A 14,778-nucleotide genomic window follows, 5' to 3' on the forward strand; every position below is an offset into this window, starting at 1 on the left:
ACCGCTCATCACCACGACAACGACGGAGAGACCCATGCACAGATTCCCCGCGGACTTCCTCTGGGGCGTGGCAGGCGCCGGGCACCAGAACGAAGGTGACAACGTCACCAGCGACTGCTGGTTCGCCGAGAACGTGACGCCGACCGTATTCCAGGAGAGGTCCGGCAAAGCCTGCAACGGGTGGGAGCGGTGGCGCGAGGACGTCGACCTCGCGGCCGCGATGCATCTCACCGCCTACCGGTTCTCGGTCGAGTGGGCACGGATCGAGCCGGTCGAGGGGGAGTTCTCCACCGAGGCGCTCGCCCACTACGAGGCGATCGTCGACCACTGCCTCGTGCACGGTCTGGCACCGGTGGTCACGTTCCAGCACTTCGTGGCTCCCCACTGGTTCGCGATGCAGGGCGGATGGCTCGGCGAACGGGCTCCGGAGCTCTTCGCCCGGTTCTGCGACCGGGTGATGTCGGCGTTCGGCGACCGGATCGCCGCGGCCGTGACGATGAACGAGCCCAATCTGCCGCCCATGCTGGCCTGGGCGGGTCTGCCCGACGTCGTGCGTGACCTCGAGCGCGCCACGCTCGAAGCGTGCGCCCGGGCCGCGGGCGTCGAACGCTACCGACTGACCAACATCACCGTCGCCGAGGAGGCCGACGCTCTCTTCGCCGGACAGGCAGCGGGCCATCGGGCCGCCCGGGCCGCGATCAAGGCCCGCCGGCCGGATCTGCCGACCGGCCTGTCGATCGCGATGGTCGACGACCTGGTCCACGGCACCGACGCCACGCTGCGGGATCGCAAACGAGCCGAGGTCTACCAGCCGTGGCTGGAGATCGCTCGCGAGGACGATTTCGTCGGGATCCAGAACTACGAGCGGCACTACTACGACGCCGAGGGCGCCGTGAACGCCGACGGCACTCCGGCGCAGGGCGGCGTGATGAACCGCACCGACCCGGCTTCGCTGGGCAGTTGTGCCCGCTACGCCCACGCAGTGAGCGGCGTTCCCGTCATGGTGACCGAGCACGGCATCCAGGCCGACGACGACACCGAGCGGGCGGCCTTCATCGAGCCGTCGCTGGAAGGTCTCCAGGAAGCCATGACCGACGGCGTCCCCGTGCTCGGCTACTTCCACTGGACCCTGATGGACAACTTCGAGTGGATCTTCGGCTTCGGCCCCCGATTCGGCCTGCACAGTGTCGACCCGGTGACCTTCGACCGCACGCCGAAACCCAGCGCGGGCGTCTACGGCGCGCTCGTCGCGGGCCTGCGCCATGGATGAGATCTCGGTGGTGCGCTTCGAGCACCGGGACGACCCCCTCGGCATCGGCGAAGAGCACCCCCGCCTCTCCTGGCAGGTCGCCGGCCGGCCCGGTTGGCGGCAGGCCGCCTACGAGCTCACGATCGGCGAGGAGTTCTTCCATGTCGAGTCGGCGGACTCGGTGCTGGTGCCCTGGCCGGCCACGCCGCTGGAGCCCCGGGAGGCGCGCGAGGTCCGGGCGCGCGTGATCGGCGCGGACGGGGAGGTCTCCGACTGGAGCGACCCCGTGACTGTCGAACGCGGGCTGACCCTGAACGAATGGCAGGCCGACCTGATCGAGCCCGCTCACGACGAACGCGGCCCCGCGGCCTTGCTGCGCCGCTCGTTCACAGCACGAGGGGACGTCGTCCGCGCGAGGCTCCACATCACCGCGCACGGCATCTACCAGGCCGAACTCAACGGTGAGCGAGTCGGAGACCACACGCTGACACCGGGCTGGACCAGCTACCGGCACCGGCTGCGCCACCAGACGTACGACGTCACACCGATGCTCCGGGCCGGCGAGAACGCCATCGGCGTACAGGTCGCCGACGGCTGGTGGCGCGGCCGCGTGGGGTTCGTACCCGAGTGGCGTGACACGTACGGCAGTTCGCTCGGTCTGCTGGCGCAGTTGGAGATCGAGTACACCGACGGCCGCCGCCAGGTGGTCGCGACCGACGACAGCTGGCGATCGGCCACCGGGCCGATCCGCAAGGCCGATCTCTACGAGGGCGAGACGTACGACGCGACGCGGGAGAGGCCCGGATGGTCGTCCCCCGGGTACGACGAGCGCGAGTGGGCCGGGGTCCGACGTGGGGAGAGGGACCTCGCCACCCTCGTGGCGCCGACCGGGCCACCCGTTCGCGCGGTCGAGGAGCGCACCGCGGTGGAGACGATCACCACTCCCTCGGGCCGCACCGTGTTGGACTTCGGGCAGAACATGGTCGGGCGCCTGCGCATCTCGGTACGGGGCCGCCGCGGCTCGACGATCACGATGCGTCACGCCGAGGTGCTGGAGAACGGCGAACTCGGAGTGCGGCCGCTGCGCACCGCCGAGGCGACCGATCGCTACATTCTGCGAGGTGACCTCGACGGCGAATGCTGGGAACCGTCCTTCACCCTCCACGGCTTTCGCTACGCCGAGGTCGGCGGCGACTACGACGACCTCGATGCCGTCGCCGTCGTCTACCACTCCGACATGCGCCGCACCGGATGGTTCGACTGCTCCGATCCCATGCTGAACCAGCTCCACGAGAACGTCCTCTGGGGCATGCGCGGGAACTTCGTCGACATCCCGACGGACTGCCCGCAACGTGACGAACGGCTGGGCTGGACCGGCGACGTCCAGGTCTTCGCTCCGACATCCTCCTACCTCTACGACAGTGCCGGACTTCTTGCGTCGTGGCTGGCGGATCTCTCGGCGGACCAGACCGAAGCCGGCGTCGTACCGCTGTTCGTGCCACGGGTCGACTTCCCCGGCCCCTTCGCGGATCCCGCGCCGACAGCCGGCTGGAGCGACGCCGCGGTGATCGTGCCCTGGGTCCTCTTCCAGCGCTTCGGTGACACGGGGCTGCTGCGCCGCCAGTACGCGAGCATGCGGGCCTGGGTCGACGGGCTCACCGACCTGCTCGGGCCCGCCAGCCTCTTCGACAAGCCGGCCCTGCAGCTCGGGGACTGGCTGGACCCGGCCGCGCCGCCGGACGCGCCGTGGCGTGCCGAGACGGACGCGCATCTGGTGGCCACCGCCTACCGGGTCCACGTGGCCGACACGATGGCCCGCATCGCCGAGGAGATCGGGCAGGAGGCGGACGCGGCGAAGTACGCCGAACTCGCCGACGGCGTGCGGCAGGCGTTCCACGACGAGTTCGTCACCCAGAACGGCAGGATCGCCGGTTCGGGGCAGACCGGCTACGCACTCGCCCTGGAGTTCGGCCTCCTGCCCGACCCTGATCAACGTGCCCGTGCCGCCGAACAACTGGTCCGGCTGGTACGCGAGAAGGAGCACAAAGTGGCCACCGGTTTCCTCGGAACGCCGGTGATCTGTGACGCGCTCACCTCCGCGGGAGCGGTCGACGACGCCTATCGGATGCTGCTCCAGACCGAATACCCGTCCTGGTTGTACCCGGTGACGATGGGCGCCACCACGATCTGGGAACGATGGGACTCGATGCTCCCGGACGGCTCGATCAACCCCGGTGAGATGACGTCGTTCAACCACTACGCACTGGGCGCGGTGGCCGATTGGATGCACCGCGTGGTGGCGGGGCTCGCACCGGGATCGCCGGGCTACCGGACCCTGCTCGTCGAGCCACGTCCTGGCGGGGGGCTCACCTGGGCCCGCACCGCGCATCGCACGCCGTACGGGCTCGCCGAGGTCGCCTGGGAACGCGCGGCCGGTGAGCTGCGGGTGCGGGTGACCGTGCCGACCGGCTCGACCGCTGTCGTCGCGTTGCCGGGGGCCGAGCGGCAGGAGGTCGGCTGCGGGCAGCATCGCTTCGTCGTGCCCTACCGGGACCCGGCGGACGACCCCCGGTAGCGCCCTGCGGTGGCCGCGAGGCCCGTCTCGCCGATCCGGCTCGGCGGGCCCACGCGGCACGTCCGGCTTGATAGGCAAGTTGTCACTTGCCTATAGTGGAGTGGTGCCGGACGATGTGTTCAAGGCCCTGGCCGACCCCACCCGAAGAACGATCCTCGACGAGCTGACCGAGCGGAACGGTCAGACCCTGTTCGAGATATGCGCGCGCCTGACGACCAAGCACGGGCTGGGATCGTCCCGCCAGGCGATCAGCCAGCACCTTGCCGTGCTGGAATCCGCGGGCCTGGTCCGCACCCGGCGCCAGGGCCGCTACAAGTTCCACGACCTCACCACCGAACCGCTTGAGCAGATCGTTGCCCGGTGGCTCAAGCCCGATGCACCGGAGACCGGAAAATGAAGATCCACCTGTCGAGCGTCTGCGTCGACGACCAGGACAAGGCCCTGCGCTTCTACACGGAGGTGCTGGGGTTCGTGAAGAAGCACGAGGTGCCGCTCGGCGAGCACCGGTGGCTGACCGTGGTCTCGCCCGAGGACCCGGAGGGCACCCAACTGGTGCTGGAGCCCGACAGTCACCCCGCGGTCAAGCCGTACAAGGAGGCGCTGGCCAAGGACGGTATCCCCTTCACCTCCTTCGCCGTCGACGACGTGCACGCGGAGTACGCTCGCCTGCGCGCACTGGGGGTGCAGTTCACGCAGGAGCCGACCGAGATGGGGCCGGTGACCACCGCGGTGCTGGACGACACCTGTGGCAATCTCATCCAGATCGCCCACACCAACTAAGGCCTTCGAGCCTCAGCCCGGGCGGGGTACATCCCCTGGACGGATGCGTCTGTCGCTCGGACGAGTCCACGTCACTCACCGGTGCCGCGGCGACCGGGCGGCTGAGCAGCCGGTGCTGAGAGCGGGCGCAGGTGCTGTCCGAGCGGCAGCGACGGCGAACGCAAGGCCGGGCGACTCGGAGATCCAGGGCAACCGGCTCTGTGGCGCCCTCCCGGCGGCACGGAGCCGAATTCGGCGGCTGTCCGGGAGGATGCGGCCATGTCTGACCAGGGGAGGTCCGTCGAGGTGTTTCGCCTCTTCGACGACGAGGACCCGGACACGGGGCGGGGTCACAGACCGCCACCGGCCATGGAGCGGCCACCGACGCCATGCGCCGAAGACCTGCCGGCGGGATGGGTTGCCTGCCGGTACTGTCACGCCGCGTACGAACCGGGCAACCTTGACGAGGCGACGCTGCACACCGAGCCGGTGAACTGCGGGCAGTCGTGCCGGTGCGTCGGGCGGCCACGCTGCTACACGTGCCGCGGCTTCTTCTGCTGCTGCGCCGCGCACTGAGGAGCGGCCGCCTTCACGGCCGGCCGCTGTCGTACTTGCGGCCAGGGCCTGACGGCCGGTTCTCCGTCGATGTTCAGCCGCCGCACCATCCGGGGGCCGTCCACGGAGGCCTTCCCTGCTCCGGCGCGGACGGTCGTCCCCGCCAGGAGACATCCTTGGCTATGCCTACGCCGACGGACAGCAGCGGCGCCCTGACGAACCTCCTGCGGGCCGGGCCACCTGAGGTGAAGACGGCCGGTGCGGGGCCGACGGCGATCCCCGTGGGCAGGCAAGGCTGACCCGCTCTGCGTCCGTGTGGCCCACCATGGCGAGGGTGCGGAATACGGTCGCGGAGCGGTTCCCGCAGCGTCAGCCGCGTCGCCGAAGTGCCATGGCGGCGGGCCCGGAGGCTCAGCGGAAGGCGGCGATACCCGTCACCGCGCCGCCGATGACCAGCGAGTGGACCTCGCTGGTGCCTTCATAGGTGAGGACCGACTCCAGGTTGTTGGCGTGACGGAGTACCGGGTATTCGAGGGTGATGCCGTTCGCGCCGAGCACGGTGCGGCACTCGCGGGCGATCGCGATCGCCTCCCGGACGTTGTTCAGCTTGCCGAGGCTGATCCGCTCCGGGGTGATCCGGCCCGCGTCCTTCAGGCGGCCCAGGTGTACGGCGAGCAGCATGCCCTTGCCGAGTTCGAGGGACATGTCGGCCAGCTTCTGCTGGGTGAGCTGGAAGCCGGCCAGCGGGCGGTCGAAGACGGTGCGGTCGGCGGCGTACGAGATCGCCGTCTCCAGGCAGTCCCGGGCGGCGCCCAGCGCGCCGAAGACGATGCCGAACCTGGCCTCGTTGAGGCAGCCGAGCGGGCCGGACAGGCCCCGGGCCTGGGGCAGCATCGCGTCCGCGGGGAGGCGGACGTCCTCCAGGACCAGCTCGCTGGTGACGGAGGCCCGCAGGGACAGCTTCTGCTTGATGTCGTTGCGGGTGAAGCCGGGAGTGCCCGCGGGGACGAGGAAGCCGCGCACGCCGTCGTCGGTGCGGGCCCAGACCACCGCCACGTCCGACACCGAGCCGTTGGTGATCCACATCTTGGTGCCGTTGAGGACCCAGTCGGATCCGTCGCGCGTGGCGCGGGTGCGCATGGAGCCGGGGTCGGAGCCCGCGTCCGGTTCGGTCAGCCCGAAGCATCCGATGAAGCGGCCGGCGGCCATGCCGGGCAGCCACTGCTGCTTCTGCTCCTCGGAGCCGTACTTCCAGATCGCGTACATCGCCAGCGAGCCCTGGACGGAGACCAGGCTGCGCAGGCCGGAGTCGACGGCTTCCAGCTCCATGCAGGCGAGGCCGTAGGCGACCGCGCTGGTGCCGGCGCAGCCGTAGCCCTGAAGATGCATGCCGAGGACGCCCAACTCGCCGAGCGAGAGGGCGAGTTCGCGGGCCGGAATGGCGCCCGTCTCGAACCATTCGGCGACGTGCGGCCGTAGCTCGCGGTCGCCCATGGAGCGGACGGTGTCGCGGATGTCGCGCTCCTCGTCGCTGAGCAGGGTGTCGATCCCGAACAGATCGAGGGGGTGCACGGGCTGGGCGGACACGGGCTCTCCTGACGTGCTGACAACGGTGAGGGGCGGCGCTAACATGCCGGTCACGGATACCGGATCTCGGATGTTGGATCCAATTCGGATCGTAGCCGCACGCCCAGTGCTTGCCAAGACATGAAGGGAGCCCGCATGTCACCCGACCGAACGGCCCCGCCCGGGGCCCTGTCCGGGATCGTCGTCGCGGACTTCGGCCGCGTGCTGGCGGCACCGTACCTGACGATGCTCCTGGCGGACCTCGGCGCCGAGGTCGTCAAGATCGAACGCCCGGTCAGCGGCGACGAGACCCGGGCCTGGGGCCCGCCCTACGCCGACGGCGAGGCGACCTACTTCCTGGGCGTCAACCGCAACAAGCGTTCCGTCGTCCTGGACCTGACCGACGACCGCGACCGGGCCGCCGCACGGGACATCGCCGTCCGCGCCGACGTGCTCGTGGAGAACTTCCGGCCGGGCACCATGGAGCGCCTCGGCCTCGGCTACGAGGAGCTCAGTGCCCTCAACCCCGGCCTGGTCTACTGCTCGGTCACCGGCTTCGGCACGGACGGCGGCGCCGCGCTGCCCGGCTACGACCTCTTGGTCCAGGCGATGGGCGGCCTGATGAGTGTCACCGGCGAGCCGGACGGATCCGGCACCAAGGCCGGTGTCGCCCTCGTCGACATCATCACCGGGCTGCACGCGGGCATGGGCGTGCTCGCCGCGCTGCGCCACCGCGAGCGCACGGGGGAGGGGCAGCGGGTGGAGGTCTCCCTGCTCGCCTCGCTTCTGTCCGCGCTCAGCAACCAGTCCTCGGCGTACGTCGCGGGCGGGATCGTCCCGCGGGCCATGGGCAACCGGCACCCGTCCATCGCGCCGTACGAAGTGGTGGAGGCGGCCAACCGGCCCCTCGCCCTCGCCGTCGGCAACGACCGGCAGTTCGCGGCGCTCTGCCGCGAGCTGGGTGTCCCCGAACTGTCCGGCGATCCGCGCTTCGCGACCAATCCCGACCGGGTCGCCCACCGCGAGGACCTGCTCGCCGCACTCGACGCACCGCTGCGCACACGTCCGGCGCAGACATGGTTCGAGGTCCTCACCGCCGCCGGCGTGCCGTGCGGACCGATCAACGATCTGGCGGCGGCCTTCGAGCTCGCCGACGGGCTCGGTCTGCAAGCCCGGGTCACGATCCGCGATCCGGGGCGTGACCAACCGGTGGAGCAGGTCGCCAACCCCATCCGGCTGGGTGCCACGCCCGCCGCCTACCGCAGCGCGCCGCCGAGGCTCGGCGAGCACACCGACGAGGTCCTCGCCCAATTCGGGCGGCGTCCCGGCCCGCTGGACGCGACTCCGTAGACCGTCCGCCCGAACGCCCTGCTCCAGAGGGCGCCGCCATCGGGCGACCGGACCACCGACCCGCCCCACCGGCCTGTCCCACCGGCCCGAATTCCCGGCCACGACGGCATCATTTGGAGAGCCCCGCCATGACCAGCCCGACCCCGAGGCGGCGACCGCCCACCACCCAGCAGTTCGTGCTGGGGGAGCTCAGACGGGCCATCACCAGCGGAGAGCTGGAGCCGGGCGCACCGGTCCGGCAGGACGCGCTGGCCGAGCGGCTCGGCGTCAGCAGGCTCCCTCTGCGGGAGGCCCTGAAGACGCTGGAGGCGGAGGGCCTGGTGCGCCACGAGGCGCACCGCGGCTACTTCGTCGCCGTCCTGTCCCTGGTCGACCTCCGCGAGGTCTACCGACTGCGGGAGATCCTGGAGGCCGAGGCCGTACGGCAGGCGGGCGCGCGGTGGGACGCGGCGACGATGCAGGCGCTGGAGGCGGCCCAGGAAAAGGTGGAGTCCGCGGCGCAGGCAGCCGACGTCACCGCGATGACGCTGGCGAACCGTGACTTCCACTTCATCCTCTACGAGGCGGCGGGCATGCCGCGCCTGGTCCGGCTGATCGCCACCCTGTGGGACACCACCGACGCCTACCGCGCCCTGTACTACGCCGAAGAGGGCCACCGCGACCATGTGCTGCGTGAGCACCGCATGGTGCTGGACGCGCTGCGGGCCGGGCAGGTGGAGGAAGCGGTACGCCTGCTCGACGAGCACCGGGGGCACGCGGTGGCCGCGCTGGAAGGGATCCTGCGGGACAGCTGACGCAGGCCGTCGCCCTGTCGGCCCCGGTGTCGCGGGCCGCAGGCATACGGCAGGGACGGGAGACTCCCCGGACTCGCCCGCGGGGCCGGCCTGGCGCGAGGAGTACCGCTCTACAACCGGCGTGAGAGGACCGCCAGCAGCAGGGCAGCCCGGTCCTGGGCCGATTCCAGGTCGAGGCCGGTGAGTTCCGACACGCGTGCCATGCGGTGGCGCAAGGTGTGCCGGTGCACCCCCAGTGCCCGGGAAGCCGGCTCCCACCCGCCGTTGTGCTGCAAGAAGGCCTCCAACGACTCGTAGAGCACCGGATGTTCCGCCAGCGGCGTCAGCAGGTCGTCGGCCAGGTGGCCGACGACCGTACGAACGGCGGCGTCCGCGAGCAGCGCGGGAAGCCGCAACTGCCCGTAACGCGCCACTCGTCGGTGATCCGCCTTCGCCTGGGCGGCCGCGTACCGTGCGGCGCGCAGCGCGCCGGACAGGTCGTCCGGTGCCGCGGCGCCGCTGACCCCGATGGTCACGTCGGCCGCTTCGAGGGTGTCCAGCACCGTGTCCAGATCCGCGATGCGGGTCACGACCACCACGCCGTCCTCTTCCTCCCGCAGGAGATAGGGACATGAGGCAAGGCCGTCGAGGCTGCGTGCGGTCTGCTGCACGAGGGCCGGCCGCTGGTATCTGGCCTGGAGCAGCAGCAGGACCACCAGCCGGTCGGCCGGCGCGAAGCCGAGGTGGCGCAGAGACCGGTGCGCGGCCTGCGCGGTGAGGCCGCCGTCGAGCAGTGTGCCCAGGACGGCCGCCCGCAGCGCCCGGTGCGCTTCCACGACCTCCTGCGGCCGTTCGAGTTCCAGCGACAGCAGTGAGGCCGCGTGGGTGAGCAGCAACTGGTCGAGGGGCGTGAACTCCGTGTCGGCCGCCACCGCCAGCAGCCCGCGCCGGGTCCCGGCGACCCCGAGCGACTGGACCATGAGGTGCCTGCTCCCGTCGCGGACGCTCAGCCCCAGCGGTCCCGCCGCCCGGTTACCGTCCGAACCGACTTCGGCCCGCACCCGGTCGACAAGAGCGGCGCCGTCCCCGGGCGCCGCTCCGAGAACTTGTTGATGGGCGTCGGTCACCGCGACCTCGGCGTCGAGCGCCTTGGCCAGGTGCCGCAGGATGCCGGGGATGCCCTTGCCGAGTGCGGCCCTGGTCATCTGGTGCTGGTGGGCCAGCACCCGTCTGAAGGCCGCGTTCTGCTCCTGCGCCAGTGCTGCGGCGACAGCCTGGATGACGGCCAGGAACGGTGTGGCCAACGGGACTTCCACCAATATCAGGCCGCGGGCCGCGCATTGCTTGACGAGCGCCGTCGGCGCGCGGTCGTAGCTCAGGCCGGTGCCGAAGCCGATCCCGGTGACCTTCCCGTCGGCCAGCCGGTCGACGTACTCGCGCTGCGCCTGTGCGGAGCGGCCGAGCCGCAGACCGGTGGTCAGCACGAGCTCGCCGCCCTGCAGCCAGGGTGCCGGATCGGGCAACTCCACGGTGTGCGCCCACCGTACGACCCGCTGCGGCTCCCCGGTGAGCAGGCGAAGGCCCAGCCCGGGAAGGCTGAGGAGATCGGCGATGGTCACCGGCATGTCAACGCTCCGGACAGCACTGGTCCAAGACATCACGTCCCTGGACAGGTTGGAGCGGCGGCGAGGCTGAATCTCAACGATTCGGCGCGGCTGCCGCCGAGTGGCGGAAACCTAGCATGAGCCCACTCGAACGGAGCTGCGAAGCGTTCCCGTCGAGCCTTTGAGAACAGACTTGGGAGCCCCGATGGCCGAAACCAATGCATTGAGAACGGGCGACGAATCCTCTCCACCGGCGGACGACGCCGCCGCGCTGGCCGCCCTCGGCTATACCTCCGAGTACAAGCGGGAGATGAGCCTGTGGGGCAACTTCGCCCTCGGTTTCACGTACCTCTCGCCCGTCGTCGGCGTCTACACCCTGTTCGGCTTCGCCCTGGCCACCGGCGGCCCGCCGATGATCTGGAGCCTGGTCATCGCGGGCGTCGGCCAGTTGCTCGTCTCCCTGGTGTACGGCGAGATCGTCTCCCAGTTCCCGGTCTCCGGGGGCATCTACCCGTGGGCACGCAGGCTGTGGGGACGCCGCTGGGCCTGGATGGCGGGCTGGGTGTACGCGCTGGCACTGCTGGCGACCATCGCCTCGGTCAGCTACGGCGCCGGCCCGTTCGTCGCGCTGATCCTGGGCTTCGCACCCGGGACCACCAGCACCGTCCTGTGCGCCCTCGCCGTCATCCTCATCGCCACCCTGCTCAACCTCGGCGGCACCCGGGTCATGACCTCGGCCGCCATCTTCGGTTTCGCCGCCGAGCTGGCGGGTGCCGTCGTGGTGGGGATCTGGCTGCTGACCACCCACCGCGAGCACGGTCTGGGCGTCGTGCTGCACACCTTCGGCGCCGGATCGTCGGGCTCCTACACCTCCGCCTTCCTCGCCTCCGGGCTGGTCGGCCTCTACCTCTACTACGGCTTCGAAGCCTGCGGTGACGTCGCGGAGGAGGTCAGCGACCCCACCCGGCGCATCCCCAAGTCGATGCGCATGACGATCTACGTCGGCGGTGCCGCCGCGACCTTCGTGGCCGTCGCCCTGCTGCTCGCGGTGCCCGACTTCGGGGCGGTGATCAGCGGCAAGGACGCCGACCCCGTGTACACGGTCCTGCGCGGCGCCTTCGGCGACATCGGCACACGGATCGTGCTCTGCGTCGTACTGATCTCGTTCCTGTCGTGTGCCCTGAGCCTTCAGGCCGCCGGCAGCCGGCTGCTCCAGTCCTACGCCCGCGACCGCATGATCTTCGGCAGCACGTACCTGGCCCGGTTCTCCCCGGCCCGGCACGTACCCCCGTACGCGCTGGCCGTGACCGCCATCCTGCCCGCGCTGGTGATCCTCGGCTCGACGATCTCCGCCAACGCGCTGACCCGCATCGTCTCCTTCGCCGCGCTGGGGATCTACATCGGCTTCCAGATGGTCGTCCTGGCCGCGCTGCGGGCACGGCTGAGGGGCTGGCGCCCCAGCGGTGCGTTCCGCCTCGGCGCCTGGGGCCTGCCGGTGAACATCGCCGCCCTGGTCTACGGAGTGGCGGCCGCGGTCAACATGGCGTGGCCGCGCACCCCGGACGCGGCCTGGTACGACAACTACCTGGTCATCATCTCGGCTGCCCTGGTCATCGGCCTGGGCCTGGTGTACCTGTTCGTCGCCAAGCCCGACCGGCGCAGCGAGGCCCCCGCGGGCGACGCCATCCCGAGCTGACGGACCACATGAGGGCGCCGCCCGCGCGCGGCGCCCTCATGTCCAGTGCCGACGACCCGAAAGGATTCCGCCAGCGCCCAGCTGGACCCGACGCTGCCCAGGAGACAGTTGCGGCCATGGAACCAGCGGTGGGCTCACGGCTGTGGGGGAGCCATTAGCGGGTCGCCGCCGGTGAGGAGGACACGCGCGGACAGCCTCACCGACATCGGACCCCCGCGCGTCCGCCGGTCGGGACACAGGAGCACGATCGGCAGGATCACGACTCCCTCCAGCCGGCCGCGGTCACGCCGTGCGGCGAATCCACGTCCGGGCGAGCTCCGCGATCCAGGCGGCGGCCGCGTCGGGAGCGGGCGGGGGCGCGCCGACGACCACGACTTCCGTGACGCCCGCTGCGGCGAGGACGGGCAGGTCCTCCGGTGTGCCGTCCCTCAACGAGAGGGCAACCGTGAACTCGTCGAGACCGCGACCGTGGCGCGCGCATTCGTCGGCGATCACGGCGACGCGCGAGCGGACCTCGGCCACCGCAAGGTTGAAGCCGTACCAGCCGTCGGCGAGCGTGACGGCGCGGCGCAGGGCCACTTCGCTGTTGCCGCCGAGCACGACCGGGAGCCGACCGCCGCGCAGGGGCTTCGGGTTGACCCGGATCGCGTCGAAACGGATGAACTCCCCTGCGAAGGAGGCCGGGTCATCGGTCCAGAGCGTACGCATCGCGGCGAGGTACTCCTCGCTCCGCCGCCCGCGCCCGATGAAGGGGACTCCGAGCGCCGCGAACTCCTCGGCGGACCAGCCGATGCCGACCCCGAGAGTGAACCTGCCGGCTGAGAGCACGTCGAGTGTGGCGGCCTGCTTGGCGACCACGAGCGGGTTGTGTTCGGGCAGCAGGAGGACACCGGTGGCCAGTTCGATCCGCCCGGTGACCGCCGCCGCGAAGCTCAGAGCGAGCAGCGGGTCCAGCCAGTCGGCGTCGGAGGGCACGGCGATCCGACCGTCGGCGGAGTAGGGGTAGGGGGAGACGGGCGTATCCACGAGCACCACGTGCTCGCCGCACCAGAGCCTGGCGAAGCCGTGCGCCTCCGCGGCTGCGGCCACCGCCCGGATGACCTCCGGGCGGGCACCGTCACCGATGCCGAGCGCGTGCAGACCCACCCGCATCCGCCACCTCCCGACGCCACCTTAGAAGCCGAGCGCGGACGTGCTCAGGCGACTTGGCATGCCACGCCGGGAGCCGGTGCTGCGTGTCACCCGGACGGGCGAGGCCACTGAAGAGACCGGCGCACCCGGAATCTGCGCACGGAGAGATTCCCGCTCGTCCGTCGGTCCAGCTGACGGCCGCCGCGTGACGCTCGATCAGCGGCAGGTCCCGCTGCTGTCGACCGAACCGCAGGGTCGTACCGCCGACCGTCGGCGCTGATCCGCACGGGGAACTCGTGGTCCCGGCTGCCGCGTCCCCCGCGTGACCCGTGACCCGATTCCAAGCCGGGGTCATGCCCGATCTCACCCTGACCCGTATCTTCCTCGGCCATCAGCTGGACGGGCTGCTGGTGTCCCGCGACGACCGGCTGCTCTGTGGGGTGTCGGGGAACTGTGACCCCTACCAGGCCCTGTTCCCCCAAGGAGAAAGGTTGCTCTCTGCTGTCACATGGCGACTTGTTGTAACGGGATCGTCACGACAGGCGCGCGTCCCTGGTCGATGTGCCAGCGTGACGACTGATCATTTTTCTGGACCCAGGGGGGATCCTTTGCACCGTACGTTCCCGGCCGCCCTCGCGCTGGCCGCCATGGCGCTCATCACCGGCTGCTCCGGCGATGACACCGGAGCCACCGGCGCCGACGGGCGGCAAGCACATCGCATCACGGCTGGCCGGCAAATTCCCGACTCCTCCGATGCGACCGATCCCGATGCGACCGATCCCGATGCGACCGAGCCGGACGCGACCGACCCCGATGTGACCGATCCGGATGGCACTGAGTCCGATGGGTCGGACGGGCAAGCGGGTCAGGACCAGGGGTACGCCGATCCTGCGAGTCGGTGTCTCAACGCAATGCTCGCGAACATGGACGGCAGCGTGCCTGCCGAATGCGAGGGCTTGACGGACGACCAGGCGGCCCAGGTGGAACAGGGCTTGGAGATCTTCGAGGAAGGCCAAAAGAGGGCCAACGAGTTGTTGGTCGACTCGGTCGGCTGAACCGGCCCGGCCGGGCGCGCCACAGTCGCTCGGCCGGTCGGCGCTTGCGAGGCCTCTCCTCCTCGGGCGGGTACGTTGAGCGGCAGTCCCCCGGAGGGCGGCCGGGTTCGTCGGGGAATTCCCTGGTGCAGGGGGGGACAACCCTGCCGCCGCCCCGTGAGTCACGGCTCCGGATCCTCACTTCGTTCCGGGCTGGGCGAGTTTGAAGGCCACTCTGGCGGCGGCGCGTTGGGCCGACTGCCGCAGCCGGACAGGGGCGGGGCGCCTCGGCGGGGCGACGGACGCCGCCGAGGCGAAGCGGGGGAAGAGAGCTTCGGCACTGGTGCGGTTGACGGCTTCCGACTGCGCCGGAGTGAGGAACGTGTCGAGGCCGTTGGCGAAGTACTGGCCGGCCGGGGTGGGGCGAAGGGCCAGTCGCTGCCGAAGAGGACGTGTCCGGGGCGGGGGAAGGCGAGGAGTGTGGGG

The 14,778-nt window shown here is 70.9% G+C and carries 11 protein-coding genes and 1 pseudogene; 8 read left to right on the top strand and 4 right to left on the bottom strand.

Features of this window, described 5'->3' with window-relative positions; translation table 11 throughout:
• Positions 1-34: 34 nt before the first annotated feature.
• The 4 genes from FNH09_RS03435 to FNH09_RS03450 all read left to right on the top strand — a co-directional run bounded on the left by FNH09_RS03435 (position 35) and on the right by FNH09_RS03450 (position 4,604).
• Positions 35-1,270, top strand: coding sequence for a family 1 glycosylhydrolase (locus FNH09_RS03435; protein ID WP_152884993.1), 1,236 nt, complete (start codon positions 35-37; stop codon positions 1,268-1,270).
• Positions 1,263-3,824, top strand: coding sequence for a glycoside hydrolase family 78 protein (locus FNH09_RS03440; RefSeq protein ID WP_152884995.1), 2,562 nt, complete (start codon positions 1,263-1,265; stop codon positions 3,822-3,824). The genes FNH09_RS03435 and FNH09_RS03440 overlap by 8 nt, the downstream gene beginning before the upstream one ends.
• A gap of 103 nt (positions 3,825-3,927) precedes the next feature.
• Positions 3,928-4,221, top strand: coding sequence for a metalloregulator ArsR/SmtB family transcription factor (locus FNH09_RS03445; protein ID WP_162468057.1), 294 nt, complete (start codon positions 3,928-3,930; stop codon positions 4,219-4,221).
• Positions 4,218-4,604: a VOC family protein gene (locus tag FNH09_RS03450; protein ID WP_152885002.1), complete on the top strand. Its 387-nt coding sequence runs from the start codon at positions 4,218-4,220 to the stop codon at positions 4,602-4,604. Before FNH09_RS03445 ends, FNH09_RS03450 begins: the two co-directional genes overlap by 4 nt.
• Positions 4,605-5,549: 945 nt before the next feature.
• Here FNH09_RS03450 and FNH09_RS03455 read toward each other — a convergent pair.
• Positions 5,550-6,770 (bottom strand): acyl-CoA dehydrogenase family protein, encoded by a 1,221-nt coding sequence (locus FNH09_RS03455; RefSeq protein ID WP_152885004.1) that lies wholly within the window; start codon positions 6,768-6,770, stop codon positions 5,550-5,552.
• Positions 6,771-6,860: 90 nt separating this feature from the next.
• Here FNH09_RS03455 and FNH09_RS03460 point away from each other — a divergent pair, with 90 nt between their 5' ends.
• Together FNH09_RS03460 and FNH09_RS03465 are read left to right on the top strand one after the other, a co-directional pair.
• Positions 6,861-8,054 carry a CaiB/BaiF CoA transferase family protein gene (locus FNH09_RS03460; protein WP_152885006.1) on the top strand — a complete coding sequence of 398 codons (1,194 nt, stop codon included), beginning with the start codon at positions 6,861-6,863 and terminating at the stop codon, positions 8,052-8,054.
• A 128-nt stretch (positions 8,055-8,182) separates the two neighbouring features.
• A complete protein-coding gene (locus FNH09_RS03465) occupies positions 8,183-8,848 on the top strand; it encodes a GntR family transcriptional regulator (protein WP_152885008.1) in 666 nt (221 codons plus the stop codon).
• 110 nt (positions 8,849-8,958) lie between these two features.
• Here FNH09_RS03465 and FNH09_RS03470 read toward each other — a convergent pair whose 3' ends face one another.
• Complete coding sequence (locus FNH09_RS03470) at positions 8,959-10,452, bottom strand: PucR family transcriptional regulator (protein ID WP_162468058.1); 1,494 nt, start codon at positions 10,450-10,452, stop codon at positions 8,959-8,961.
• A 184-nt stretch (positions 10,453-10,636) separates the two neighbouring features.
• On the opposite strand from FNH09_RS03470, the gene FNH09_RS03475 reads away from it, so the two are divergent.
• On the top strand, positions 10,637-12,127 hold the full coding sequence (locus FNH09_RS03475) for an APC family permease (protein ID WP_152885012.1): 1,491 nt from the start codon (positions 10,637-10,639) through the stop codon (positions 12,125-12,127).
• Positions 12,128-12,409: 282 nt separating this feature from the next.
• Here the strand turns inward: FNH09_RS03475 and FNH09_RS03480 are convergent, their stop codons facing one another.
• Entirely contained in the window at positions 12,410-13,279 is an 870-nt protein-coding gene (locus FNH09_RS03480) for an LLM class F420-dependent oxidoreductase (protein ID WP_152885014.1), read from the bottom strand.
• Positions 13,280-13,611: 332 nt separating this feature from the next.
• On the opposite strand from FNH09_RS03480, the gene FNH09_RS03485 reads away from it, so the two are divergent.
• Positions 13,612-14,313: a hypothetical protein gene (locus tag FNH09_RS03485; RefSeq protein ID WP_152885016.1), complete on the top strand. Its 702-nt coding sequence runs from the start codon at positions 13,612-13,614 to the stop codon at positions 14,311-14,313.
• A gap of 177 nt (positions 14,314-14,490) precedes the next feature.
• Here the strand turns inward: FNH09_RS03485 and FNH09_RS48165 are convergent.
• A pseudogene (locus FNH09_RS48165) lies at positions 14,491-14,778 on the bottom strand (hypothetical protein); the annotation flags it as partial.

The sequence above is a fragment of the Streptomyces adustus genome, assembly GCF_009377175.1.
GTDB lineage: Bacteria > Actinomycetota > Actinomycetes > Streptomycetales > Streptomycetaceae > Streptomyces > Streptomyces adustus.